Below are 24,372 nucleotides of genomic sequence, written 5' to 3' on the forward strand. Positions count from 1 at the left end.
AATCGCCCGCCTCGGGAGGGGCATTAGGATCGCGGCATGAGTCAGCTTCCGTTGCGGGCGCAGCTCGCCAGCGCCCTGGGCCGCACGGCCGCGACGCTGTCCAGGGCCACCGGGCGTGGCGACGGCTCGGTGATCGGCGGCAGGGTCGGCCTCATGCTGGAGCCCGACCTGCTGCGCAAGCTCGCGGCCGACCGCAAGCTCGTCCTGGTCAGCGCCACGAACGGCAAGACCACGACGACGCGTCTGATCACCTCGGCGCTGCAGGAGCTCGGCGATGTGGCGACGAACGCCTTCGGGGCCAACATGCCCGCCGGGCACGTGTCGGCCCTCGCCTCCAACAAGGACGCGCCGTACGGCGTGCTGGAGGTCGACGAGAAGTACCTCCCCGAGGTCCTCGACACGACAGAGGCCGGCATCGTCTGCCTCATGAACCTCAGCCGCGACCAGATGGACCGGGCCGCGGAGATCTGGCTGCTGGCTCAGAAGTGGCGCCGCGCGCTCGCCGGCAGGCCCACCCACGTGATCGCCAACTGCGACGACCCGCTGGTGACCTGGGGCGCCTCCACGGCCGCTCAGGTCACGTGGGTGGCCGCGGGGCAGCGCTGGCGGGAGGACTCCTGGTGCTGCCCCGAGTGCGGCGGCCCGCTCGACCGCGCCGGGTTCGGCAACGGCGGTCAGGGCCTCACCCCGGCCCAGATGGCCGACACGAACTGGGCGTGCCGTGAGTGCACCTTCCGGCGGCCTCAGCCGAACTGGGTGCTCGACGGGGAGTACGTGACCGACCCGCGCGGCCAGCACTGGCGCCTGGACCTTCAGCTCCCCGGCCAGGCCAACCGGGCGAACGCCGCCGTCGCGCTGGCGGTCGCCGAGACGCTCGGCCTCGATCCCGCCCGGGCGCTGCCCCGGCTGCGTACGGTCGCCTCGGTGGCCGGGCGTTACACCACCGTCGAGCGGGACGGCCGGTCGCTGCGGCTGCTGCTGGCCAAGAACCCGGCCGGCTGGCTGGAGGCGTTCGACGTCGCCGATCCGGCGCTGCCGATCATCCTGTCGGTCAACGCCCAGGGGCCGGACGGCCGCGACACCTCCTGGCTGTGGGACGTCGACTACCGCATCCTGCGCGGCAGGCCCGTCCTCGTCACCGGCGAGCGCCGCCTCGACCTCGCGCTGCGGCTGGCCGTGGCCGGGGTCCCCTTCCAGCTCTGCGACTCGTTCGAGCGGGCGGTGGCGGCGCTGGCGCCCGGCAAGATCGACGTGATCGCCAACTACACCGCGTTCCAGCAGATCCGAGCGGAGTTCGGCCGTGCAGTCTGAATTGTCCATCGTCTGGATCTATCCCGACCTGCTCAGCACGTACGGGGACCAGGGCAACGTCCTGGTGCTGGAGCAGCGGGCCCGGGCCCGGGGCTTCCAAACCAGGACCATCCACGTGCGCTCGTCCGACCCCGTGCCACAGCAGGGCGACGTCTATCTGATCGGCGGCGGCGAGGACCGGCCGCAGATCCTCGGGGCCGAACGGCTGCGCCGGGACGGCGGCCTGCACGCCGCGATCCAGCGCGGTGCGGCCCTGCTGGCGGTCTGCGCCGGCTACCAGATCATGGGCACGGTGTTCGGCGGCGAGGAGGGCCAGCCGGTGCCCGGCCTCGGGCTGCTGGACATCAGCTCGGGGCGCGGCGAACGGCGCGCCGTCGGCGAGCTGGCCGCGGAGGTCGACCCCGCGCTGGGGCTGCCCACGCTGACGGGGTTCGAGAACCACATGGGTGTGACGAGGATCGGCCCCGGCGTGCGCCCGCTGTCGCGGACGATCGTCGGCACCGGAAACGGCGACGGCACGGAGGGCTGCTACGCGGGCCGCGTCATCGGCACCTACCTGCACGGCCCGGCGCTCGCCCGCAACCCCGCGCTGGCCGACCTGCTGCTGAGCTGGGTCACCGGACCGCTGCCGCCGATCGACGACAGCTGGTATCAGGCGCTGCGCGACGAACGCCTGCGCGCGGTGCTGCCGAGCTGACCGGCCGGTGACTGCGGCCGGTCAGTAGATCAGCGCCTGCACGCCCTCGCCCAGGGCCTCCTCGACGAACGTGGAGGCCCCGGCGATGCGTACGCCGTCGATCACGTCGTCCACGGTGATGCCCCTGCGGGCGGCGCACTGGGTGCACAGCGTGACCCTGCCGGCCGCGAGCACGGCGTCGAGCATGTCCTCCAGCGGGGCGGCCTCGGCCAGGGTGAACTCCTTGGCCCGTCCCGGCAGCGCGAACCACGAGGACTCGCCGGTCAGCCACAGCGAGACCGGGACTCCGCTCGCCAGCGCGGCCGCCGCGACCGTGAACGCCTGGTTGCAGCGCTCCGGGGCGTCCGCCCCGGCCGTCACCTTGATCACCAGTGATCGCGCCATTTTCGTGCCCCTCCCGCCGATCTTTGCGATGAACCACTTTGGACACCGCTCCGTCGGGCAGGTCCCGGCGGTCGCGGCACTGAGAGCCTAGTCCGCCGGGGCCGGCGCCGCGCTGCCGCCTGCCGTGCAGGTTGGGCAATCCGTACATGCCGCGCATGGTGCGAGGGCCCGTTCGCACGGCTCTAAGCTCGTCTCCATGGACGTACATCCCGACCTCGAGCCGATCGCCTTCCTCCTGGGCCGCTGGGAGGGGGCCGGGGTGATCGGCTATCCCACCATGGAGAGCGCCAACTTCGGCCAGGAGATCGTCTTCGGGCACAACGGGAAGCCGTTCCTGACCTACCAGAGCCGCACGTGGCTGCTCGACGCGGAGGGCGCCAAGGTCCGGCCCCTGTCCACCGAGACGGGGTTCTGGCGGATCCAGCCCGAGCGTCAGATCGAGGTGTGCCTCGCGCACCCGACCGGCATCGTCGAGATCTACGTGGGAGAGGTCGTCTTCCACAAGATCGAGCTGCGTACGGACGTGGTGGCGCGGACCACGACGGCCAAGGAGTACAACGCGGGCCACCGGCTCTACGGCCTGGTCAACGGCAACCTCATGTACGCCTACGACATGTCGGCGATGGGGCACCCGCTGCAGTCGCACGCCTCGGCGGAGCTCAAGCGGGTCGGCGACTTCGAAGAGTAGGACTCCGACGAGCAAGGGAAAAAGAAAGAACCCCGGGCGCGCTCCGCCTCCTGACGAGGCGGGCCGGCTGGACCATGGCCGGGGACGGAAGTCCGCGGCCGCCGGCTGCCCGGGGTTCCGGTGACTGTCGAGGATTCGCCGGGACGTCGTACGACATCCAGACGGAAGGTCCAGATGGACGAGTCCTAGCGGACAGCCACCTCGCTAGCCCAAGAATGATCAACCATTGTTTGGACCACCTCCCTTCTGCGTGCCTTCACGCTATGCGAGCGGCGCGGGCGCGGGCAAACGATTAATCCGGCGAACTTGCCTGTCCTCCTGTGACGGCTGGGCAGACGCATCGGGCGCGGCGGGGGAGCGCTCCGATGTAGGGCGCGTTTCGCCGGCTACGACCTAAACTCTGGGGCATGGCCGAGACTTGGCACGAGGAGCTGCGGGCGCGCGGCTACCGGATCACCCCCCAGCGTCAGCTCGTGCTGGAAGCGGTCACCGAACTCGGGCACGCCACACCCGAGGACATCTGTTCGCGCGTGCAGCGGACGGCGAGGGGCGTCAACATCTCGACCGTCTACCGGACCCTGGAGCTGCTGGAGGAGCTCGGGCTGGTCACGCACACGCATCTCGGGCACGGCGCCCCCACCTATCACCTCGCCTCCGAGGCCGACCACGTCCACCTCGTCTGCCGGGGCTGCGGCGAGGTGACCGAGGTCGCTCCCGGCATGGTGGACGGCCTCGTCTCCGCCCTCGACACCGAACTCGGTTTCGCCACCGACGTCCGTCATCTCACCATCTTCGGTAATTGTCGCAAATGCCGTCTTTGACGGTTATGGCCCGCTTTCGGAGCGTTGTCCTGATACCGGTAGCGTGACGAGTGGAGCAGCACGCCGATCCGTCAGGAGATGAGGGTGACCGTTCCCGCGGAGGCCGCCAAGCGGCGCATAGTGGATCTTTTCATGTCCAGCGAGGAGCGGCTGCTCCGGCGGTGGACCCAACTGTCCGGAGCGTCCCCGGACGAACTCCGTGACCTCTACCAGGCGTTGCGCATCGCGCTCGCCGGCGAGGAAGGAGACTTCGCCGACGTCCGCGGGCTGCTCGCCGAGCTCTCCCGCGCCCGTGTCCGCCAGGGGCACACGCCCTCCGACACCGCGCGGCTGGTGTTCTCGCTCAAGGAGGCGTTGTACGAGGCGGTCGAGGACGACGGAGGCCCGGAGGCGCTGCGCGGCTTCGTGTGGTTCTCCCGGCTCGTCGACGATCTCGGTCTGTACACCTTCGAGACCTACTCGGCCGCCCGCGACAAGATCATGCTGGACCAGGCCGAGCAGCTGCTCGAACTGTCGACGCCGGTGGTGAAGCTGTGGGAGGGCATCGTCGCCGTGCCGCTCGTCGGCACGCTCGACTCGGCCCGCACCCAGGTCGTGATGGAGAAGCTGCTGCAGACCCTGGTCGACACGGGTTCGGAGCACGCGGTAATCGACATCACCGGCGTGCCGGCCGTCGACACACAGGTCGCCCAGCACCTGCTCAAGACCGTCGTCGCGGCCCGCCTGATGGGCGCGGAGTGCGTGATCTCCGGCATCCGCCCGCAGATCGCGCACACGATCGTCACGCTGGGCATCGAGTTCGGCGACATCGTCACCAAGGCCTCGCTGGCCGACGCGTTGTCGTACGCGCTGAAGCGGAGTGGCGTGGAGATCACGGGTGCCGCGCGGACGCGGGTCGCGGTCAGGGCGGAGCGCGCCTGATGGAACGTGTGCCGATTCTCAAGCTCGGCGACATCCTGATCGTCTCGATCCAGATCGACCTGGACGACCAGAGCGTGCTGGCCCTGCAGGAGGACCTGGCGGACATGGTGGTCGCCTCGGGAGCGAGAGGGGTCATCATCGACATCACGGCCGTGGAGATCGTCGACTCGTTCATCGGCCGGATGCTGTCCACGATCGCCGCGATGACCCGCATGCTCGACGCCGAGACCGTCGTGGTCGGCATGCGTCCCGCGGTGGCGATCACACTCGTCGAGCTCGGCCTGTCGCTGGGCGGGGTGCGCACGGCGCTCAACCTGGAAAAGGGCGTCGCCATGCTGGAACACGTCAGGGGCGCCGCCGGGTGAACGGGCCACGGGAACTGCCCATCACCACCAACGGCGACGTAGTGCTCATACGTCAGCAGGTCAGAAGCCTCGCGGCCGAGATCGGGCTCTCCCTGGTCGATCAGACGAAGGTCGTGACCGCCGCCAGCGAGCTGGCCAGGAACGCCCTCGTCCACGCCGGAGGCGGCCGGGTGCTCATCGAGGTCCTGCGAGGCGGGCGGCGGGCCGGGCTACGGCTCGTCTTCAGCGACGAGGGACCGGGCATCCCGGACGTCGACCAGGCGCTGACCGAGGGCTGGAGCACCGCCGGGGGTCTGGGGCTCGGGCTCAGCGGATCACGGCGGCTCGTCGACGAGTTCGACCTCGTCTCCGCCCCCGGCGAGGGCACCCGCGTGACGGTGACCAAATGGGCCCGGTGACGCGGCGATGACACACCGGCACGAAGACATCTGGATCCGCACCGACGATCCGAGTGTGATCGGCGCGGTGCGCAGGGCGGCCGTCGCGCTGGCCACGGCCGCGGGGTTCGACCAGAACCGCACCGGCCAGGTCGCCGTGGCGGTGACCGAGGCGGTCTCGAACCTGGTCAAGCACGCGGTGGAGGGCGCCGTTCTGGTCCGCCCTCATCCGGAGCGGCCGGGCGCGGTCGAGCTCGTGGCCGTCGACAAGGGCCCGGGGATCGCCGACCTCGCCCGCGCCCTGCGCGACGGCTACTCCACCTCGGGCACGCTCGGCATCGGCCTCGGCGCGATCGCCCGCATGGCCACGGGCTGGGACGTCCACTCCATGCCCGGCAGGGGGACCGTGCTGGTCCTGCACTTCACCCGGGACGGCCTGCACGGTCCGCCGCTGCGGGTGAGCGGGCTGCGCCGCGCGATCGGCGAGGAGAGCGTCTGCGGCGACTCCTTCGCCTTCGCCGACGCGGGCGACGCGATCAGCGTGCTCGTCTGCGACGGGCTCGGCCACGGCGGCGCCGCCGCGCACGCCTCCCGCGAGGCCGTACGGATCTTCATGGAGGATCCGCACGCCCCTCCGGCCGCCGCGCTCGAACGCCTGCACCGGGGGCTGGGCCACACCCGGGGCGGTGCGGTCGCGGTGGTGCGGGTCGGCCGTGAGAACGTCACGTTCGCCGGGCTGGGCAACGTCTCGGGCTGGATCGCCCACGCCGAAGGGCGGCAGGGGATGCTCTCGCTGCCCGGGATCGCCGGGCACAAGGGCAGGCACCCCCGGCAGTACGAGTACGCGCTGCCGCCGCACGCCACGGTGGTGCTGCACACCGACGGCCTCACCGACCGCTGGGATCCGGCCTCCTTCCCGGGTTTGTTCGCCCATTCCCCGGCCGTGGTGGGCGCGACCCTGCTGCGCGACGCGGGCAGCCGCAGGGACGACGCCTGCGTCGTCACCGTGAAACAGGGGCAGTGATGGGCGAGGTGCTCACTCGGGCGGAGATCTGCAGGGAGCAGGACGTCTTCGCCGTACGGCAGCTGGGCCGCCAGATCGCCGAGCTGGTGGGACTGGAATCACAGGACCAGATCCGGGTGGCGACCGCGCTCAGCGAGATCGGCCGCGAGGCGCTGGCGTACGGCGCGCAGAGCGACGTCGTCTTCGACCTGCGCGATGATCGCCTGGTCATCAGGGTGAACTACCACGACGACGTCGACGTGCGGCCGGGCGAGGGCCTGAAGCTGGCCGGCCGCTTGGTCGACCAGGTCGCGCTCTCCACCGAGGACAGGTGCGTCACGCTGGTGAAGCGGGTGCCCGAGCACGCCGGGCAGGGGGTGGCCGGACAGCGGGCCCGGTCGCTCGACGGCATCCGCGAGGAGCTGGCCCGCCGGTCGCCGCCCAGCACGGCGATGGACGTGCTGCGCGAGCAGAACAGGGAGCTGGCCGGCACCCTGGAGGAGGTGCTGCGGCTCAACGCGGAGCTGACCGAGACCAACCAGGGCGTGCTGGCGCTGTACAACCAGCTGTCGGCCGAGCTGGAGGAGACCAACCGCGGCGTCGTGGCGTTGTACGCCGAGCTCGACGAGAAGTCGTCCCAGCTCCGCCAGGCGGCCGAGGCCAGGCAGCGGTTCTGGGCCAGCGTGAGCCACGAGCTGCGGCTGCCGCTGACCTCGATCATCGGCCTGGTGAGGCTGCTGCTCGGCTCGGGCGCGGAACCGCTCACCGGGGAGCAGGAGCACCAGATCACCCTCATCGGCAGTTCGGCGGAGACGCTGCTGGCGCTGGTGGGTGAGCTGCTCGACCTGGCCAAGGCCGAGTCCGGACGGCTGGACCCGCAGCCGTCGATGGTGGACGTGGTCGCCCTGGCCGAGCGGCTGCGCATGACGCTCCACCCCGCCGGGCGGGCCGAGGGGGTCGAGCTGTCGGTCGACGTGTCGGACGAGGTCGGCGAGTTGTTCGTCGACGAGACCATGCTGACCACGATCCTGCGCAACCTGCTGTCGAACGCGCTGAAGTTCACCGAGTATGGAGAGGTCCGGCTGACGGTCGTCGTGGACTGCGCGACCGCGGAGGCGGTCTTCACCGTCACCGACACCGGCGTCGGCATCCCCCCCGAGCACCTGGAACGCGTCTTCGAGGAGTTCTTCCAGGTGCCCGGGTCGCTGCAGCTCAGAGCGAAGGGCACCGGTCTCGGCCTGCCGTACGCCCGCAGGCTCGCGGAGGCGATCGGCGGCACGCTGGAGCTGGACAGCAGGGTGGGCGAGGGCACCACGGCCACGTTGCGGGTGCCGCACCGGATGACCACTCCGGAGGTGGGCCGGGCGCTCGTGGCCGACGACGACGAGGGGTTCCGCGCCCTGGCTCGGCGCATGCTCTTCGGGTTCGCGGCCGCGGTGGACGAGGCCGCCGACGGGGTAGAGGCACTCGGCATGATGCGCGAGAGTCCGCCGGACGTGGCCTTGATCGACCTGCTCATGCCGCGCCTGGACGGTACGGCGCTGCTGCACGAGATGACCGAGGACGAGACCCTGCGGGACATCCCCGCGGTCGTCGTGTCCGTGGCGTCGGAGCATTCGGTGGCCGACCGTCCGGTGCTGCCGAAGCACGGACTGCGCAGGGACCAGCTGCTGGAGGCGATCCGGGAGGCCGTGCGCGACAAACAGGTGCACACGCGGGGGAGCGTGGCCCATGATTGACGCCGCGGCGACGGTGCTGGTCGTCGACGACGTCCCCACCAAGCGGTACATCCTGGCGAGCTGGCTGCGCCGCGCCGGGCACCGGGTCGTCGAGGCGGGCGGCGGCGAGGAGGCGCTGGCCGTCGTCGACGCGCTCAGGCCCGATCTCGTCGTCCTCGACGTACGGATGCCCGACCTGAGCGGCATCGAGGTGTGCGAGAAGATCAAGGCGAACCCGCGGACCGCCTCGATCCCGGTGATCCAGGTCTCCGGTAACGCCATCACCCCGGCCGACCGTGCCGAAGGGCTGGAGCGCGGCGCCGACGCGTACCTGTCGGAGCCCATCCAGCCCGACGAGTTCACCGCGACGGTCCGGGCGACCCTGCGGTACTACCGGGCGCGGCAGCGGGCCGAGCGGATGGCGGAGCGGCTGAGCGAGCTGGCCGAGATCACGCTGGCGATGAACGAGGCGGAGGACTTCGAACGGCTGCTGGCGGTGGCCGCCGAGGGCTGCTCCCGGCTGCTGGAGCGATACTCGCGGGTGCTGGCGGTCCCGCCCGGCGGGCGGCTGCGCAGGTTCGCGGCCCGGCCGGGCGAGCCCGCGGCCCCCAGGCCGGTCCACCCCGACACCCTGGAGCGGCTGAGCACGATCTCGATCGGCGAGTCCGCGGGCGTGCGGATCTTCGAGATCGACAACGAGACCTGGGCCCGCGTCGTCCCCGACAGCGACGTGGTCGCGCGGGTGTCGGGCGTGCTATGCCGTACGAAGACGGGCCGGTCGCCGGTCTTCCTGGGCGTGGAGACGGGCTCGCCGCTCGGCGGCGAGGAGCTGAGCCTGCTGCGGCAGCTCGGCCAGGCGCTGGCGCTGGCGGTCGACGCCGCCCGCGCGTACGCGGAGGAGCACACGATCTCGCTCACGTTGCAGCGCAGCCTGCTGCCGGCCGAGATCCCCCGGACCCCCGGCCTGCTGGTCAGCGTGCGTTACCGGCCCGCGGTGGACAACGTGGAAGTGGGCGGCGACTTCTACGAGGTGCTGTCCCTCGGCGATCGGGTGCTGGTCGCGCTCGGCGACGTGCAGGGCCACTCGCTGCAGGCCGCCACCGTGATGGCGGAGCTCCGCAACGCGCTGCGGGCGTCGGTGATCGACGCCGTCGACCCGGCCCGGTCGATGGCCCTGCTCAACGCGGTCCTGCGGCGTTATCACCCCGGTATGACGGCGACCGTCTGCCTGATGCTGATCGACCCCGCGACGGGGGAGACCGAGATCGTCAACGCCGGGCACATCCCGCCGCTGCTGGCCGGTAAGGGGGCGGTCTATCACAGGTTCGGCAACCTGCTGCTCGGCGTGGCCGACGAGCAGTATCGGGTGGACCGGGTCCGGCTGCCCGAGGACGCCACCGTTCTGCTGTTCACCGACGGGCTGATCGAGGATCGCGACAAACTGCTGGACGAGAGCCTGGAGGTCGCCCGTCAGCAGGCCGAGGGCGTGGGCGACGACCTGGAGGCCTTCTGCGACCGGCTGATCGCCACCTTCGGCGCCCGGGAGGACGACGTGGCGCTGGTCGCCCTCCGTCGCGTGCCGTTCTGACGGTCGTCCACAGGGAGGCCGGGCGTCGCCACGACGGCGGCGGTGGACCGAATAGCCTTGGACGCATGCGGAGCCCATTGCTTGACACACACGGCGCGGTGGCCGCGCAGGCGCCGGACGAGACCGTCGCGGCCCACTACGGTGACCCCTTCGCCGAGCAGCGGGCGCTGGCCGGCGGGCGCGCGCTGGTCGACCGGAGCAACCGCGAGGTCGTGCGGATCAGCGGACCCGACCGGCTGAGCTGGCTCAACGACCTCAGCTCGCAGAGGCTCGACACGCTCCCGCCGGACACGCCCACCCAGACGCTGCTGCTCGACCCGCAGGGCCGCGTCGAGCACCATCTCACGCTCGTGGACGACGGCGAGGCCGTGTGGGCCCACGTGGAGCCCGGCACCTCGGCCGAGCTGGTGGCCTTCCTGGAGAAGATGCGGTTCATGCTGCGGGTCGAGATCGCCGACGTCACCGCGGACTACGCGGTGGTCTCGGTCGCCCCGCCCGGGCCGGCCGGGAGCACCGCCGCGACCGGCGTGACCGTGGAGGGCGCCGTCGCGATGGGCGGCGACGCGCTCGTGCCGCGTGAGCGGCTGGGCGGCCTCCCGGACGAGCTGGGCCTGCGGCCCGCCGGCCTGTGGGCCTACGAGGCGCTGCGCATCGCCGCGTACGTTCCCCGGCTCGGGTTCGAGACCGACCACAAGACGATCCCCCACGAGGTCGGGTGGATCGAGGCGGCCGTCCATCTGAGCAAGGGCTGCTACCGGGGGCAGGAGACGGTCGCCCGGGTCCACAACCTCGGCCATCCGCCCCGCCGCCTGGTCTTCCTGCATCTCGACGGCAGCGTGGACGAGCTGCCTCCGCACGGCGCCCCGGTGACCCTCGGCGTCGGCACGCCGATCGAGGCCGAGCCGGAGGCCGCCGTTGAGGGCTCCGCCGAGCCCGGCCAGATCGGCTTCGTGGGCTCGTCGGCCCGCCACTTCGAGCTGGGCCCGATCGCCCTCGCGGTCGTGAAGCGGACGGTCCCGGTGGACATCGACCTGCTGGCCGGCGGCGTCGCCGCGAGCCAGGAGGTCGTGGTGCCGCCGGACGCCGGGCGGAACGTGAAGATCGACCCCGCCCTGCGCCGGCGCATCCGATAGCCCTCACCTAACGGCGGGCCCACCACGGCCGGGTGCAGAGCGCGGCGAGCACGGCGCCCGCCGCGTTCAGGATCACGTCGTCCACGGAGCTCACCCGGCCGAGCCGCAGGCCGAACTGCAGGAGTTCGACGGCGAGCGACGCGGTGGCCGCGACGGCGGCCACCGCCGCGAGCGAGGCGAAGCGCGCGGAGCGGACCGGAAGCATGCCGCCGAGCGCGGAGAAGACCAGGAGGTTGCCGCCGATCTGCACGACGGCCGCTCCGGGTGACAGCACCGCGAGCTGACCCGCCAGGTCCACCAGGGGGACGACGTGCACCCCCGATTCGGTCCCCGGCGTGAGGATCATCCAGATCCAGGGGGTGGTTCCGGCCACCATGACCACGTCCGCTGCGGCCGTACGGCGGGGAGCGGGATGACTCCGGCGGACGCGGTGACGGGTGAGGAGCAGGACGGCGACGACGGCCACGGGAACGGCGCAGACGGCCGCGACGACGACGTGTCCCCACGTGCCCCACGCCTGTTGCATCCGATCATGATGCCAGGGCCGAGGGCCGCGTGCCCGGCGTCAGACGTCCACGACGAGGGTGATCGGGCCGTCGTTGGTGAGGGTCACCTTCATGTCGGCGCCGAAGACGCCCGTCTCCACCCGCGCGCCGAGTTCCCGCAGCTCGGCCACCACGGCCTCGACCAGAGGCTCGGCCACCGGACCGGGCGCGGCGGCCTGCCAGGTGGGCCTGCGGCCCCTGCGGGCGTCGCCGTACAACGTGAACTGGCTGATCACCAGCAGCGGCGCGCCGATGTCGGAGCAGGACTTCTCGCCGTGCAGGATCCGCAGCCCCCACAGCTTCGCGGCGAGCCTGGCCGCCTCGGCCCGGCCGTCGGTGTGGGTGACGCCCACGAGCACGAGCAGGCCGGGCTCGTCGATCGCGCCGACGACCCGTCCCTCCACCACAACGGACGCGGAGCTGACCCGCTGAACGACCGCACGCATGGCCCCGAATTCTGCCATGTCCGGGGGCTTCGTAGACTGCCCGTCATGGCGGAGATGCTCGTCGAGGTGGTCCGGTCGGGGTTCGTCGAGTCGGTGCACCGGGCCCGCGTACACGTGATCGGGGCGGACGGCGCGCCGGCCCTGGTGTGCGGCGACACGTCGAGCCTCGCGTCGCCGCGCTCGGCCATGAAGCCCCTGCAGGCGCTCGCGATGGTCCGGGCCGGCCTGCCGCTCGAGAACGAGCTGCTCGCGCTCGCCGCCGCGAGCCACAGCGGCGAGCCCTTCCACATCGACGGCGTACGGAAGATCCTGGCGGGCGCGGGTCTGGACGAGACGTTCCTGCGCTGCCCCGAGGACCTGCCCCTGGACGAGCAGGCGCGCCGTCAGGTGCTGCGGGAGCACGGCGACGCCCGCCGGATCCTCATGAACTGCTCGGGCAAGCACGCGGCGATGCTCGCCACCTGTGTGGTCAACGGCTGGCCGGTCGACGACTACCGCCACCCCGGCCACCCGCTGCAGCGGGCCATCCGCGCCACGGTCGAGGAGTTCACCGGGGAGCGGGTCGCGGCGACCGGCGTGGACGGCTGCGGCGCGCCGCTGTTCTTCGTCTCGATGGCGGGGGTGGCGCGCGCGTTCCGCGGCCTCACGCTCGCCCCCGCCGGTACTCCGGAGCGGCGCGTCGCCGACGCCATGCGCGCGCATCCCGAGTGGACGAGCGGCACGACCCGGGCGGAGAACCTGCTGATGCGGGCCGTCCCCGGGCTGCTGGTGAAATCGGGCGCGGAGGCGTTCGACGCCTTCGCCGACGCCGAGGGCCGCGCCGGCGCCGTGAAGATCGTGGACGGCGGCGGCCGCGCCCGCGTGCCGGTGACGGTCGCCGCGCTGCGCGCCGCCGGAATCGACGCCCCGGAGCTGGCCGGCCTCGCGACCGCCCCGCTGTTCGGCGGCGGGGTCCCGGTCGGCGAGGTGCGGGTCCGTCCCGCCTGACGGCTGCCCGGGATCTACAGGGAACGGAACTGGCGGGAGGTCGAGATCGCCCCGGAGGTGGTCATGACGAACGTCCGCATCGAGTCGGCGAACCTGGACAGGTCCCACTCGGCCGGGCCCTGGTACCAGTACAGGTGGTCGGTCTGCCGTCCGTTGCCGTTGAACGAGCCGACCACCCGCGCCCACCGGTCCACGCTGTCGAAGATCACCGCGTACGGCAGGTAGCGGGAGAACAGTTCCACGCGCTGGCCGGCGGGCACGTCGTCGACGTTCGCCCCGGCGAGGTACTCCCGGAACCCGAGCGTGTGCGCCAGGGCCGCGGCGCCCTGCGCCGTCTTGGCCGGCATGTACTGGGCGCCGAAGGCCAGCGCGGCCCCCGCGATGATCAGGGCGAGCCCCAGCAGGCCGTACGCCGTGAGCCAGGCGAGCAGGACGGTGGCGGCCACTCCGAGCGCGACGACGGCCAGGCCGAGGGTCGTCCAGCGGGACCGGGTGGAGTCGGGCCGCCGTGCGAACCAGCCCTGCGCCACGACGTCCTGGTACAACGCGTCGCGCACCGTCGCCAGACGGGTGGCGAACGACCCGTGCAGTTCGGACAGCAGCACCCGGTCGCGGCCGTCGAAGATCGCGTCGTAGAGGGCACGCTCGTACGGCAGCAGGTCGCCGATCCTGGCGCCGGGCAGCTTGACCAGGCACCAGTCCGGGGTGTCGTAGGTCTGCCGCGGCTGTTCGTCGATCCGCAGGTAGTTGCGCACGGCGAGGTCCACGATCGTCGCGGTCACGTCGACCACGTCGGCCTGTTCGTCGAACAGCGTGCCGATCTGCCCGGGGCGCACGCCGTCCGGCGGGCTGAAGTGCCCGTTGCGGTGGCCGCTGACCGGGGCGGACTCGCTGCCGACCACGCGGGCGTCGCGGCCCCGCGTCCAGTACAGCAGCCCCACGCCGCCCAGCAGCAGCACCAGCAGCGCCGCCAGACTGCCGCCGGTCACCGCGTTCAGCGTGAACGCGGTGGACAGTTCGAACCTGCGCTCGAGGATCGGCCGGGCCCCCGTCGCGCCCTTGGGGTAGCCGACGACGACCGTCAGCGTCTGGCCCTCCCCGAGGCCCTGCTGCTCGAAGGTGGAGGTGGCGCCGGTCTCCTCGACCGAGGCGCCGGTGCAGGCGATGGCCGCGCTGAGCTCACCGGCGAAGCACGACAGGTTCTGCACCCGGCCGGGTCCGGTCACGGTGACGACGGCCTCCTGCACGGGGCCGGACACCGCGAACCAGCGCAGTTCCTCGCCCGACGCCGTGGGCGTCACGGCGCCGGCCACGTCGTACTCCACCGTGCCCTTGAACGTCAGGGTCTTCCCGTCGTACGAGCCGCCCTTGACGTTCGTGATGCGGTAGACGCGGTCGTGGCCGTCGTCGTACCGGGTCCGGGTGAGCGGCGTGCGCCGCACCGTCTCGCCGGCGGGGGTGATCGTCTCCTTCACATGGAGCACGCCGTTCGAGCGGAGCTCCAACGTCACCTCGTCCTTGGCGACGGGTGCGGAGGCGGCCGAGGCCACGGCGTGCGCGGGGGATGCGGCGAGGACGGCGAGCAGTGCCGCCAGCCCGAGCCGGCGCGCGAGATCCACCATGAGCCGCAACCCTATCGGTCCCGTTACTCCAACAGTGATCCGATATGGGTCACCGGACCGGTCAGGAATCGAGAAGCGCGGCGGACACCGCCGCCCGTAGCGTCGTGGGCATGGAACTCACCCTTCACTACTGCTACATCACCGTCGACGACGGCGACGCCGCGCTCGCCTTCTACCGGGACGTGCTCGGCCTCGAGCTGCGGGGCGACGTCGGGTACGCGGGCGCGCGCTGGCTGACCATGGGCCCGCCGTCGCAGCCCGACGTCAACATCGTCCTGGAGACCGTCAACGCCGACCCGGGCGCCTCCCCGGAGGACCTCGAGGCGCTGAGCCGGCTGCTCGCGAAGGGCATGCTGCGCGCCGTCGTCTTCGCCACCCCCGACTGCGACGCCACCTTCGAGAAGATCAGCGCGTCCGGCGCCGAGGTCCTGCAGGAGCCGGTCGACCAGCCGTACGGCGTCCGCGACTGCGCCTTCCGCGACCCGGCGGGCAACATGATCCGCTTCCAGCAGCTCGGCAAGGGCTGACGCGACGCGCCCCTTCGGGGGCGTCGGCCGGATCGGTAGGGTAGCCGTCCATGGGACACACCCGGCTTTACCGGAACGGGAATCTGGAGGCCGAGGGCTTTCCGGTCGCCGACGTCTCCGAGCATGTCAAGGACCCGTCGGCCGTGGTGTGGTTCGACATGTGCGCCCCCACCGAGGAGGAGCTGCAGTCCATCAGCGAGGAGCTGGGGCTGCACGCCCTCGCGGTGGAGGACGCGCTGCAGCACCGGCAACGGCCCAAGCTCGACGTCTACGACAGCCACATGTTCCTGAGCGTCTACGCCGCGGCCTTCGACGCCGAGTCGGGCCGGGTGCGGGTCGCGCCCGCGGCCGCCTTCGTCACGAAGAACGCGCTGGTCACCGTACGCCAGACGGACGACTTCTCCGCCGAGCAGGTGATCCGGCGCTGGGACGAGGGGGCGGACCTGGCCCGGCACGGCGTGGCGTTCCTCCTGCACGGCCTGCTCGACTACGTGGTGGACAGCCACTTCGAGACCGTCGAGGCCATGGACGAGCAGGTGGAGGACCTGGAGGAGACGGTGTTCGGCGACCGGCCGGTCGGCCCGGAGGACCAGCGGCGCACGTTCGAGCTGCGCAAGAGCCTGGTGACGCTGCGGCGCATCGTGATGCCCATGCGGGAGGCCGTGAACTCCCTGGTGCGGCGCAACGGCCTGATCGGCGACGGTGAGATGGCGCCGTACTTCCAGGACGTGTACGACCAGGTGCTGCGGGCCACGGAGTGGACGGACTCGCTGCGCGACCTGGTCAGCAACATCCGCGAGACGCATCTGACCATGCAGAGCAACCGGATGAACCTCATCATGAAGCGGGTGACGAGCTGGGCCGCGATCATCGCGGTGCCCACGCTGATCACCGGCTTCTACGGCCAGAACATCCCGTTTCCCGGCTTTGGGCACCCGTGGGGCTTCTGGGCGTCCAGCGCGCTGATCGTCGCCGCCTCGGCCGCGCTCTACCGGGTGTTCCGGGCCCGCGACTGGCTCTGAGCCCGGGTCACCAGGGACCGTACGGCCCCTGATTGCCGCCGCCGCGGTAGCCGTTGACCGCGGGCTTCACGTCGGCGAGGTAGATGCCCGCCGCGATGACGGCGGCGATCGTGAAGATGTTGGGCAGCCCCATCCCCATGCCCATGTAGTTGATCGCGCCGGCGAAGGTGAACAGCGTCGCGAGACCGAGGATGATCAGCCAGAGCGGCTTGGTCTGCTTGCCGGCCGCGGGGAAGGCGCGTGAGGGGATCCGCAGGGCGTGCACCAGCGCCCAGCCGGACAAAACGAAGGCCCCGACGGAAAGCAGCCAGAAGATGATGTCGAGGATGCCGTACAGCCCGAACAATGGACTCTCCCACACGGTCACGGTCGCTGACGCCCCCAGACTAATGGGCGGTGCCGACACATGGCGCGGGCGCCGGAGGCCGGTTGCCGGGAACGTCCCACCCGCGGGCGGAACAGACGACGGCGGCCCGCCTCCCCGTGCGGGAAGGCGGGCCGCCGCGGTGTCACACGCGCGGGCCGCGGATCAGCTCTGGGCCGCGGTGGTGGTGCGGGTGCGGCCGGTCGAGGGCCGCTTGGCGGTGGTCTCGGCGGCGATCGCCGGCTCGGCGGTCTCCGAGACCTCCGTCAGCTCCAGCGCGGCCTCGCCGCTCACGCGGCTGACGACCTTGCGGCCACGGGTGGCCAGGTCGTCGTACAGCCGGGTGACGCGGGCGGCGGCGGCGTCGGCGTACCCCTTGGCCTTCTCCGGGAGGTCCTTGGCGACGGCCTCGGCCCTGTCCTGCACGGTGCTGGCGTAGGCGCGGGCCTTCTCCACGGCGAAGTCCCCGGCGCCGGTGAGCGCGTAGAACGGCTTGGACTCCGTGATCTTCTTGGCCTGGGTCGTGATGGTCATGGGCTATCCTTCCCTCGAATCCGGTGCAATGCCGTCGCGCGGGGGAACCGGGTCGTCCCCGAGATGCTCAGCCGATTGCGGCGGCTGGGCGGTGTCGGCCCGGTTCTCCTTGCGGAACGATTCATAGATATCGATCAGCACCTGGCGTTGCCGCCCGGTGAGTGTGACGTCGGCCCGGATCGCGGCCAGCACGTCACTGTGCGGCTCGCGGTCCTCGATGAGGCCGGCCTGTACGTAGAGCGCCTGGGCGGAGATCTGCAGACCCTTCGCGATCTGGTTGAGAATCTCCGCGCTCGGCTTGCGCAGGCCCCGTTCCACCTGGCTCAGGTAAGGGTTGGACACACCGGCCTGCGCGGCGAGCTGGCGAAGCGAGATCTTCGCCTGCTGCCGCTGCTGGCGGATGTACTCACCGAGCGAGGTGACCTTGGGCAGTTCCATGCCCCCAGTCTGCCTCGCACTGCTTGCAATTGCAAACTGAGCGGCTAACGCCAGCTAGCGCCCATGGTTCGGCAAGGAAACGCTTCAGCCGGGAAGCAGCCAGAGCAGCGGGGCGCTGGTGGCGAGCACCACCGATCCCGCCAGGATCAGGAAGCGGTGGGTGATCGGGAGTGCCACCTCGGGCCGTACGAGCCGGTCGACCCGGGCCATCACGCTCGACGGCGCGGACGCGCCGAGCGCGCCCTGCGGCGTGGGCAGCGCGGCCGAGGTGCCGAAGCGCAGCAGGGCGGTGGCCAGCCTGCGCGGGCAGCACCGCTGCCGGGCGCGGTCGTCGGCGGCCATCTCGACCAGCAGCTCGACCGACTCCTGCGCGTCGCCGACCAGCTTCGACCAGGGCAGCGCGCGGCGCAGCGCGGCGAACGGCAGCAGCACCAGGTCGTGGCGTTCACGCACGTGGGCGGCCTCGTGCGCCAGCACGGCCTCCAGCTCCGCGGACGACAGCAGGTGCAGCGTGCCGTCGCTGATGACGACCTGCGACTTCAGCCCGGGCAGGCAGTAGGCGGCGGCGCCGGGGAAGTCGACCACCCGCACCCCGGGCACGGCCGGCTCGTCCCGGGCGACCAGCGCGAGCAGCAACCGGTGGCGGCGGCGGGCCCGCAGCGTCTGCGCCCCGGCCGCGAGCGGCAGGGCGATCAGCACGGCGAGCAGCGACAGGCCGGCGACCAGCGCGGCCAGCCGGAGGTAGTCGTGCGGCGTCCGCACGCCGAACTCCACGCTCAGCAGGAACTCCCCGAGCCCGTGGACGACGCCCTTGCGGTAGGGGTCGAGCGCGAAGGCGAGCAGGGCGCCGGTGGAGGCGAGCCCCCAGGTCAGCCCCAGTGACTGCCACAACAGGATCGCCGTGCGCGGGGCGCGCCAGGTCCAGCGCGCGAAGGTCAGCCGCCACGCGGCGACCGCGCAGATCATGGCGAGCGCCGCTAAGACCGCCGCCGCGATCACTCTTCCTCCAGCTCCGTGAGGGCTTTCAGCAGGATCTCGGCTTCCGATCCGGAGACGGCGCGGGCGAAGCGGGTCAGCGCCGCGTCACGGTCGCCGGTCATGTCGAGGGCTTCGAGCATCAGCTCGGCGACGTACGCGTCACGGCTCGCGGCGGGCTGGTAGCGCCACGCGCGGCCGTCGCGGGTGCGGGTGAGGAAGCCCTTGCGGGCCAGCCGGTCGAGCACGGTCATCACGGTCGTCGGCGCGAGGTCGCGGTCCTCGATGAGGCGTCCCACCTCGCGTGCGGTGAGCGGGGCGTTCTCCGCCCAGAGGATGTCCATGATGCTGCGTTCGAGCTCTCCCAGTCCCTTCACGTCTTTAAGCCTACTCGGGGTAGTACTACGTCCCGTAGAGAGGGGAGAGGCATGAAAATCGTTCTGGTCGAGGGAGACATCACCGAGCAGCGGGTGGACGCGATCGTCAACGCCGCCAACTCGTCCCTGATGGGCGGCGGAGGGGTGGACGGCGCCATCCACCGGCGCGGCGGCCCCGAGATTCTGGAGGAGTGCCGGGCGCTGCGCGCGTCCCGGTACGGCAGGGGACTGCCGACCGGTCAGGCCGTCGCGACCACCGCCGGCCGCCTGCCCGCGCGGTGGGTGATCCACACGGTCGGGCCCGTCCACTCGCGGAGCGAGGACCGATCCCATCTGCTCGCCTCCTGCTATCGGGAGTCGCTCGTCGTCGCCGACACGCTGGGCGCCGGCACGGTGGCGTTCCCCGCGATCTCCACGGGGATCTACCGGTGGCCGGTCGAGGACGCCGCCCGCATCGCGATCACCGCGGTGCGGCAGGCAGCCCCCGCCGTGGTGGAAGAGGTGCGCTTCGTGCTGTTCAGTACCGCAGCCTATGCGGTGTTCGAGACGGCCCTACAGGACATCGGATAAGCATTGGGCCAAAACTTTCACAGCCACTTGAGCATGTAGATCTCGTCGCGGTCGTCGCCGGGGGCCACCCGGATCGAGCGGGGCACCCGGCCGACCTCCCGGTAACCCACGCTCGCGTAGAAGCGGTCGACCCCGGTGCCGCCGCGGCAGGTGAGCTGCAACGCCTCCAGGCCGAGCGACCTGGCGGCGTCGTCGGCGGCGAGCAGCAGCGCCCTGCCGTACCCCCTGCCCTGGTGCTTGGGGTGGACCATGACCCGCAGCAGCCAGCGCCAGTGCGCCCGCAGGCCCGAGCCGTTGTCGCCCAGGATGAGCCAGGCGCCCACGCCGTCGTCGTCGAATCCGGCGAGGAGGCTGTCGGGGGCCTGCGGCCCGCCGGCGGAGCGGGTGCGGGCGAACGCCTTCTCCGCGGTCGGCCTGATGTCGTCCGGCGTCACGGGAGGCACGAAGCCCACCGCGCCGTCCGCGTTGGTCACCTCCGCCCAGCAGCTCAGGAGCTCCTCGAAGAGCTCGGGGGTCATCTCCGGGTCGAGGACGAAGCGCATGGCCGGGACGTTATCAACCCGCCCGTCGTCAGCCGCGGGGGGAGAGGCTGCTCCAGGGCAGGGTGAGCTCACCGAGCCTCCAGCGGCCGGGGCCGCCGGTCGGCGGCGTCGCCTCCACCGGCCAGTCCCGCGCCAGCAGCTCGGCCGTCCTCATCCAGCGCTGCCGGGTGCCGTACGCGCCGAAGGAGGCGCAGGTGGCCCAGGCGCGGTCCCAGTCCGTCAGGAACGCGTGGATCCGCTCGCCGGGCACGTTGCGGTGGATCAGCGTCTTGGGCAGGCGCTCGGCCAGGTCGGAGGGGCGTTCGAAGCCGGTGAAGCGGGCCGCGAAGGTGAGCGTGCGCGGTCCCTCGGCGCCGAGCGCCACCCAGGTCGCCCGGTGGCCGACCTCCGAGCAGGTGCCCTCGACGAGCACGCCCGAGGGATGCAGACCGGCCCGCAGCAGATCCCAGTGCTCCCACGCCTCGGCCTCGCCGTACTGTCGCAGCACGTTGAAGGCGCGCACGATCATCGGCGGGCGGGGCACCGGCAGCTCGAACCCGCCCCTGACGAACGTCAGCCCCTCCCGCTCGTACGGCTTGGCCGCCGCGACCCGCTCGGCGGCGATCTCCACGCCCACCACCTCGACGGTGGGGCAGACCCGGCGCAGCCGTGTGAACAGCTCGGTCGTCGTGGTGTGGGACGCGCCGTAGCCGAGGTCCACCACCAGCGGCGCCGTCCCCGCGCGGGCCGAGCGCAGCAGCGGGCCGTACACGGCGGCGATCCAGCGGTCGCAGCGGCGCAGCCGGTTGTGCCCGGTGGTGCCCCGCGTGACCGTCCCGACGGGCCGGACCGGTCTCATGTCCCCGCGCTCATGTCCCCGAAGCGACCCTGTGGACCTTGTGCTGGGCGGCCTGCGCGCGCGGCCGGACGACCAGCCTGTCGATGTTCACGTGCGACGGGCGGGTCACCGCGAAGGCGATCACGTCGGCGACGTCGTCCGCGCTCAGGGGATCGGGGACGCCCTCGTAGACCTTGGCGGCACGCTCGGCGTCGCCCCGGAAGCGGGTCAGGGCGAACTCCTCGGTCATCACCATGCCCGGCGCGATCTCGACGACCCGCACCGGGTCGCCGCACAGCTCCAGGCGGAGGGTCTCGGTCATCGAGGTCTGCGCGTGCTTGGCCGCGCAGTAGCCCCCGCCCCCCTCGTACGACACCAGCCCGGCCGTCGAGGTGAGCATCACCAGCACGCCGTCCCCCGACTCGACGAGCTTCGGCAGCAGGGCCCTGGTCATCCGCAGGGAGCCGAGCACGTTCACCTCGTACATCCGCTGCCAGTCGTCCACCCGGCCGCCGGCCACCGGTTCGAGGCCGAACGCGCCGCCCGCGTTGTTCACCAGGACGTCACAGCGCTCCAGCGAGGCGGCCAGCGCGTCCACCGACGCCTGGTCGGTCACGTCCAGCGTCACCGGGCGCACACCGGGCACGTCGGCCGCCAGCTTGTCGAGCCGGTCCCGCCGCCGCGCCGCCGCCACGACCCGGTATCCCTCCGCGGCGAGCCGGCGGGCCGTCGCCTCGCCGATGCCGCTGCTGGCCCCGGTCACGACCGCGGTCCTGACCGCGGGTTCGGCCGCCGCGGGATTGGTCGCCGCGGGATTGGTCATCGTCACGCTTCCGTCCTTCCACGCTGCTCCGATGGGCAGCCGACATCCTCTCAGGACCCCCGGTGCTCACCTATGTCGGGGAATCCAGTGATGATTTTGATGGTTATAACCCTTTCGGAGGTGGTTCGGGTGTCGGTGTTACGGCGTCGGGTCAACCGCGTCGCGACCATCAGCGTGCACACGTCCCCGTTGGACCAGCCGGGTACCGGGGACGCGGGCGGCATGAACGTCTACATCCTCGAGGTCGCCAAACGTCTCGCGGCGCTGGGCATCGAGGTGGAGATCTTCACCCGGCGCACCGCCCGTGACCTGCCTCCGGTCGCCGAGCTGAGCCCGGGGGTGCTCGTGCGCCACGTCACGGCCGGGCCGTACGAGGAGCTCGACCGCGCCGACCTGCCGGGGCAGCTGTGCGGCTTCCTGTCCGGCGTGCTGCGCACCGAGGCGATGTACGACCCCGGCCGGTACGACGTGATCCACTCGCACTACTGGCTGTCGGGCCAGGTGGGCTGGCTGGCCAAGGAACGCTGGGGAGTGCCGCTCGTGCACACCATGCACACCATGGCCAAGGTGAAGAACCTCCTGCTCGCCGAGGGCGACAAGCCCGAGCCGGCGATGCGCGTGCTCGGCGAGGAGCAGGTCGTGGAGGTCGCCGACCGCCTCGTCGCCAACACCGAGGCCGAGGCCGAGGAGCTGATCAGCCTCTACGGGGCGCCGCGCGAACGGGTGGCGGTCGTCAACCCCGGTGTGAACCTCGCCGTCTTCCAGCCGGCGTCCAAGGGCGCCGCCCGCCGTCGCCTCGGACTGCCGCAGGACGCCCACGTGCTGCTGTTCGTCGGCCGCATCCAGCCGCTCAAGGCCCCCGACGTGCTGCTCAAGGCCGCCGCCCGGATGCTCGTGGAGAATCCCTCGCTGCGGTCGCGGCTCGTCGTGGCCTGCGTGGGCGGGCCCAGCGGCAACGGCCTCGCGCGTCCCTCCCTGCTCAACGACCTCGCCGCCGAGTTGGGCATCGCCGACGTCGTACGGCTCGCGCCGCCCGCGCCGCAGCGGGAGCTGGCCGACTGGTACCGGGCCGCCGACGTGACCGTGGTGCCGTCGTACAACGAGTCGTTCGGCCTGGTCGCGCTGGAGTCGCAGGCGTGCGGCACGCCGGTCGTCGCGGCCGCGGTCGGCGGCCTGCGCACGGCCGTCAAGGACGGCGTGTCCGGCGTGCTGGTGGAGGGGCACGACCCGCACGACTGGGCCCGCGAGCTCGCCCTGCTCGCCGGGCGGCCCGAGCGGCTCGCCGGGCTCGCCGCGGGCGCCGTGGGGCACGCGACGGCCTTCGGCTGGTCGGCGACCGCCGCCCGGCTGGCCGAGGTGTACGCGGGCGCCATGGCCCAGCTCCACCAGACCCCCATCGCGGTCAACTCGTAGGGTGGTCGGTATGAGACCGGATCTGGAAGCCGTCATCGCGTCGGCGCTGGAGTCCGCGGAGCTGTCCTACGAGCGGCCGAAGCCGGGCGCGTTCCTGGTCAAGCTGCCGGGCCAGCACAAGCTCGCCACCCTGACCTGGCTCGTCGTCGGCGACCAGGCGCTCAACATCGAGGCGTTCTTCTGCCGGCAGCCCGACGAGAACCACGCCGAGTTCTACCGCTGGCTGCTGCACAAGAACGGCTCGATGTACGGCGTCCACTTCGCCGTCGACGCGACGGGCGACGTGCACCTGGTGGGCCGGCTGCCGCTGGACGCCGTCACCGAGGAGGAGATCGACCGGGTCCTCGGCTGCGTGCTCACCTACTCGGACGAGTCGTTCGACCGCGCACTCGAACTGGGCTTCGCGACGTCCATCAGGCGCGAGTGGAAGTGGCGGGTCAAGCGCGGCGAGTCGCTGGCCAACCTCCGGGCGTTCGCACGGGTGGTCGAGTCCTGACCAACGGGACGTCCGCCGTACGCCGATAGGATTGGCGGTATGGCGACTTTGGTGCTGCTGCGGCACGGCGAGAGCGAATGGAATGTCAAAGGCCTGTTCACCGGCTGGGTGGACGTCACCCTCTCGCCGACCGGCGAGGAGGAGGCGCGGCGCGGCGGGGAGCTGCTCCTGGAGGCCGGGATCCGGCCCGACGTGGTGCACACCTCGGTGCTCACCCGGGCCATCAGGACCGCGAACATCGCGCTTGAGGCGGCCGACCTGCTGTGGCTCCCGGTCAAGCGCTCCTGGCGGCTGAACGAGCGCCACTACGGCGCGCTCCAGGGCAAGGACAAGGCGCAGACCCGCGCCGAGTTCGGCGACGAGCAGTTCATGCTGTGGCGCCGGTCGTACGACGTGCCGCCGCCGCCGATCGCCGACGACGACGAGTACTCCCAGGTCGGCGACGGCCGCTACTCCCTGCTGCCCTCCGAGCTGGTGCCGCGCACCGAGTGCCTCAAGGACGTCGTCGGGCGCATGCTGCCGTACTGGTACGACGAGATCGTCCCGGACCTGGCCGCGGGCCGCACGGTGCTGGTGGTGGCGCACGGCAACTCGCTGCGCGCGCTGGTCAAGCACCTGGAGGGCATCAGCGACGAGGACATCGCGGGCCTGAACATCCCCACCGGCATCCCGCTGCGCTACGAGCTGGACGCCGACTTCCGCCCGGTCGGCAAGGGCGAGTACCTCGACCCGGAGGCCGCCAAGGCCGCCATCGAGGCCGTCGCCAACCAGGGCAAGAAGTAACCCTCACGTCTGTCACGAAGGCCGCGCTCCTCGCGAGGGGCGCGGCCGCGTCTTGACTGAGGAGCGCGCGGGAGCGAAGCGACCA

General features: G+C 71.9%; 30 protein-coding genes. 18 read left to right on the forward strand and 12 right to left on the reverse strand.

Going from position 1 to position 24,372, the window contains the following annotated elements; translation table 11 throughout:
• The first annotated feature begins 36 nt into the window (after positions 1-36).
• Both AAH991_RS20280 and AAH991_RS20285 read left to right on the forward strand, forming a co-directional pair.
• The gene (locus AAH991_RS20280) at positions 37-1,311 is read left to right on the forward strand and encodes a MurT ligase domain-containing protein (RefSeq protein ID WP_346227431.1); all 1,275 of its coding nucleotides are present in this window, start codon (positions 37-39) and stop codon (positions 1,309-1,311) included.
• Positions 1,301-2,008 (forward strand): type 1 glutamine amidotransferase, encoded by a 708-nt coding sequence (locus AAH991_RS20285; RefSeq protein ID WP_346227432.1) that lies wholly within the window; start codon positions 1,301-1,303, stop codon positions 2,006-2,008. Before AAH991_RS20280 ends, AAH991_RS20285 begins: the two co-directional genes overlap by 11 nt.
• A gap of 21 nt (positions 2,009-2,029) precedes the next feature.
• On the opposite strand, the gene AAH991_RS20290 is transcribed toward AAH991_RS20285, so the two are convergent.
• Positions 2,030-2,392 (reverse strand): DsrE family protein, encoded by a 363-nt coding sequence (locus AAH991_RS20290; protein WP_169987347.1) that lies wholly within the window; start codon positions 2,390-2,392, stop codon positions 2,030-2,032.
• Between the two features lie 196 nt (positions 2,393-2,588).
• Here AAH991_RS20290 and AAH991_RS20295 point away from each other — a divergent pair, with 196 nt between their 5' ends.
• The 9 genes from AAH991_RS20295 (at position 2,589) to ygfZ (ending at position 11,006) form a co-directional block, all read left to right on the forward strand.
• The gene (locus AAH991_RS20295) at positions 2,589-3,080 is read left to right on the forward strand and encodes a heme-binding beta-barrel domain-containing protein (protein WP_346227433.1); all 492 of its coding nucleotides are present in this window, start codon (positions 2,589-2,591) and stop codon (positions 3,078-3,080) included.
• Positions 3,081-3,487: 407 nt separating this feature from the next.
• Positions 3,488-3,901, forward strand: coding sequence for a Fur family transcriptional regulator (locus AAH991_RS20300; protein ID WP_169987343.1), 414 nt, complete (start codon positions 3,488-3,490; stop codon positions 3,899-3,901).
• Positions 3,902-3,985: 84 nt separating this feature from the next.
• Positions 3,986-4,822 (forward strand): STAS domain-containing protein, encoded by an 837-nt coding sequence (locus AAH991_RS20305; protein ID WP_346227434.1) that lies wholly within the window; start codon positions 3,986-3,988, stop codon positions 4,820-4,822.
• On the forward strand, positions 4,822-5,187 hold the full coding sequence (locus tag AAH991_RS20310; protein WP_346227435.1) for an STAS domain-containing protein: 366 nt from the start codon (positions 4,822-4,824) through the stop codon (positions 5,185-5,187). Before AAH991_RS20305 ends, AAH991_RS20310 begins: the two co-directional genes overlap by 1 nt.
• Positions 5,184-5,585, forward strand: coding sequence for an anti-sigma regulatory factor (locus AAH991_RS20315; RefSeq protein WP_346227436.1), 402 nt, complete (start codon positions 5,184-5,186; stop codon positions 5,583-5,585). The genes AAH991_RS20310 and AAH991_RS20315 overlap by 4 nt, the downstream gene beginning before the upstream one ends.
• Before the next feature lie 7 nt (positions 5,586-5,592).
• Positions 5,593-6,588, forward strand: coding sequence for an ATP-binding protein (locus tag AAH991_RS20320; protein ID WP_346227437.1), 996 nt, complete (start codon positions 5,593-5,595; stop codon positions 6,586-6,588).
• On the forward strand, positions 6,588-8,306 hold the full coding sequence (locus AAH991_RS20325; RefSeq protein WP_346227438.1) for an ATP-binding protein: 1,719 nt from the start codon (positions 6,588-6,590) through the stop codon (positions 8,304-8,306). The genes AAH991_RS20320 and AAH991_RS20325 overlap by 1 nt, the downstream gene beginning before the upstream one ends.
• Positions 8,299-9,873 carry a SpoIIE family protein phosphatase gene (locus AAH991_RS20330; protein WP_346227439.1) on the forward strand — a complete coding sequence of 525 codons (1,575 nt, stop codon included), beginning with the start codon at positions 8,299-8,301 and terminating at the stop codon, positions 9,871-9,873. Before AAH991_RS20325 ends, AAH991_RS20330 begins: the two co-directional genes overlap by 8 nt.
• Before the next feature lie 65 nt (positions 9,874-9,938).
• A complete protein-coding gene (gene ygfZ / locus AAH991_RS20335) occupies positions 9,939-11,006 on the forward strand; it encodes a CAF17-like 4Fe-4S cluster assembly/insertion protein YgfZ (protein WP_346227440.1) in 1,068 nt (355 codons plus the stop codon).
• A 7-nt stretch (positions 11,007-11,013) separates the two neighbouring features.
• On the opposite strand, the gene AAH991_RS20340 is transcribed toward ygfZ, so the two are convergent.
• Both AAH991_RS20340 and dtd read right to left on the reverse strand, forming a co-directional pair.
• Positions 11,014-11,532, reverse strand: a complete 519-nt coding sequence (locus AAH991_RS20340; protein WP_346227441.1) for a VanZ family protein — start codon at positions 11,530-11,532, stop codon at positions 11,014-11,016.
• Between the two features lie 39 nt (positions 11,533-11,571).
• Positions 11,572-11,997, reverse strand: a complete 426-nt coding sequence (dtd, locus tag AAH991_RS20345; protein WP_346227442.1) for a D-aminoacyl-tRNA deacylase — start codon at positions 11,995-11,997, stop codon at positions 11,572-11,574.
• Positions 11,998-12,042: 45 nt separating this feature from the next.
• Here dtd and AAH991_RS20350 point away from each other — a divergent pair, with 45 nt between their 5' ends.
• Positions 12,043-12,984: an asparaginase gene (locus AAH991_RS20350; RefSeq protein WP_346227443.1), complete on the forward strand. Its 942-nt coding sequence runs from the start codon at positions 12,043-12,045 to the stop codon at positions 12,982-12,984.
• Between the two features lie 14 nt (positions 12,985-12,998).
• Here the strand turns inward: AAH991_RS20350 and AAH991_RS20355 are convergent, their stop codons facing one another.
• Positions 12,999-14,606: a DUF2207 domain-containing protein gene (locus tag AAH991_RS20355; protein WP_346227444.1), complete on the reverse strand. Its 1,608-nt coding sequence runs from the start codon at positions 14,604-14,606 to the stop codon at positions 12,999-13,001.
• 110 nt (positions 14,607-14,716) lie between these two features.
• On the opposite strand from AAH991_RS20355, the gene AAH991_RS20360 reads away from it, so the two are divergent.
• Both AAH991_RS20360 and AAH991_RS20365 read left to right on the forward strand, forming a co-directional pair.
• Positions 14,717-15,133, forward strand: coding sequence for a VOC family protein (locus tag AAH991_RS20360; RefSeq protein WP_346227445.1), 417 nt, complete (start codon positions 14,717-14,719; stop codon positions 15,131-15,133).
• Between the two features lie 50 nt (positions 15,134-15,183).
• Positions 15,184-16,155, forward strand: a complete 972-nt coding sequence (locus AAH991_RS20365; protein ID WP_346227446.1) for a magnesium transporter CorA family protein — start codon at positions 15,184-15,186, stop codon at positions 16,153-16,155.
• A 7-nt stretch (positions 16,156-16,162) separates the two neighbouring features.
• On the opposite strand, the gene AAH991_RS20370 is transcribed toward AAH991_RS20365, so the two are convergent.
• From AAH991_RS20370 to AAH991_RS20390, 5 genes are all read right to left on the reverse strand, one after another.
• Entirely contained in the window at positions 16,163-16,522 is a 360-nt protein-coding gene (locus AAH991_RS20370; RefSeq protein ID WP_310742274.1) for a DUF2516 family protein, read from the reverse strand.
• A gap of 162 nt (positions 16,523-16,684) precedes the next feature.
• Positions 16,685-17,053, reverse strand: coding sequence for a hypothetical protein (locus tag AAH991_RS20375; RefSeq protein ID WP_346227447.1), 369 nt, complete (start codon positions 17,051-17,053; stop codon positions 16,685-16,687).
• Positions 17,054-17,056: 3 nt separating this feature from the next.
• Positions 17,057-17,491, reverse strand: coding sequence for a helix-turn-helix domain-containing protein (locus AAH991_RS20380; RefSeq protein WP_346227448.1), 435 nt, complete (start codon positions 17,489-17,491; stop codon positions 17,057-17,059).
• An 84-nt stretch (positions 17,492-17,575) separates the two neighbouring features.
• Complete coding sequence (locus AAH991_RS20385) at positions 17,576-18,490, reverse strand: M56 family metallopeptidase (protein WP_346227449.1); 915 nt, start codon at positions 18,488-18,490, stop codon at positions 17,576-17,578.
• Complete coding sequence (locus AAH991_RS20390) at positions 18,487-18,843, reverse strand: BlaI/MecI/CopY family transcriptional regulator (protein WP_346227450.1); 357 nt, start codon at positions 18,841-18,843, stop codon at positions 18,487-18,489. Before AAH991_RS20390 ends, AAH991_RS20385 begins: the two co-directional genes overlap by 4 nt.
• 51 nt (positions 18,844-18,894) lie before the next feature.
• On the opposite strand from AAH991_RS20390, the gene AAH991_RS20395 reads away from it, so the two are divergent.
• On the forward strand, positions 18,895-19,413 hold the full coding sequence (locus tag AAH991_RS20395; RefSeq protein ID WP_346227451.1) for an O-acetyl-ADP-ribose deacetylase: 519 nt from the start codon (positions 18,895-18,897) through the stop codon (positions 19,411-19,413).
• A gap of 17 nt (positions 19,414-19,430) precedes the next feature.
• On the opposite strand, the gene AAH991_RS20400 is transcribed toward AAH991_RS20395, so the two are convergent.
• The 3 genes from AAH991_RS20400 to AAH991_RS20410 are packed head-to-tail and all read right to left on the reverse strand — an operon-like array spanning position 19,431 to position 21,595.
• A complete protein-coding gene (locus AAH991_RS20400) occupies positions 19,431-19,955 on the reverse strand; it encodes a GNAT family N-acetyltransferase (RefSeq protein WP_346227452.1) in 525 nt (174 codons plus the stop codon).
• A gap of 28 nt (positions 19,956-19,983) precedes the next feature.
• The gene (locus tag AAH991_RS20405; protein WP_346227453.1) at positions 19,984-20,793 is read right to left on the reverse strand and encodes a class I SAM-dependent methyltransferase; all 810 of its coding nucleotides are present in this window, start codon (positions 20,791-20,793) and stop codon (positions 19,984-19,986) included.
• Between the two features lie 10 nt (positions 20,794-20,803).
• Entirely contained in the window at positions 20,804-21,595 is a 792-nt protein-coding gene (locus AAH991_RS20410) for an SDR family oxidoreductase (RefSeq protein ID WP_346227540.1), read from the reverse strand.
• Between the two features lie 99 nt (positions 21,596-21,694).
• On the opposite strand from AAH991_RS20410, the gene mshA reads away from it, so the two are divergent.
• Genes mshA through AAH991_RS20425 form a run of 3 tightly spaced genes read left to right on the forward strand, consistent with a single transcriptional unit; the run spans position 21,695 to position 24,287 of the window.
• Complete coding sequence (mshA, locus tag AAH991_RS20415; RefSeq protein ID WP_346227454.1) at positions 21,695-23,008, forward strand: D-inositol-3-phosphate glycosyltransferase; 1,314 nt, start codon at positions 21,695-21,697, stop codon at positions 23,006-23,008.
• Positions 23,009-23,018: 10 nt separating this feature from the next.
• A complete protein-coding gene (locus AAH991_RS20420) occupies positions 23,019-23,504 on the forward strand; it encodes a type III secretion system chaperone family protein (RefSeq protein WP_346227455.1) in 486 nt (161 codons plus the stop codon).
• A 39-nt stretch (positions 23,505-23,543) separates the two neighbouring features.
• Positions 23,544-24,287: a phosphoglyceromutase gene (locus AAH991_RS20425; protein WP_346227456.1), complete on the forward strand. Its 744-nt coding sequence runs from the start codon at positions 23,544-23,546 to the stop codon at positions 24,285-24,287.
• Positions 24,288-24,372: the final 85 nt, after the last annotated feature.

It is taken from the genome of Microbispora sp. ZYX-F-249, assembly GCF_039649665.1.
GTDB lineage: Bacteria > Actinomycetota > Actinomycetes > Streptosporangiales > Streptosporangiaceae > Microbispora > Microbispora maris.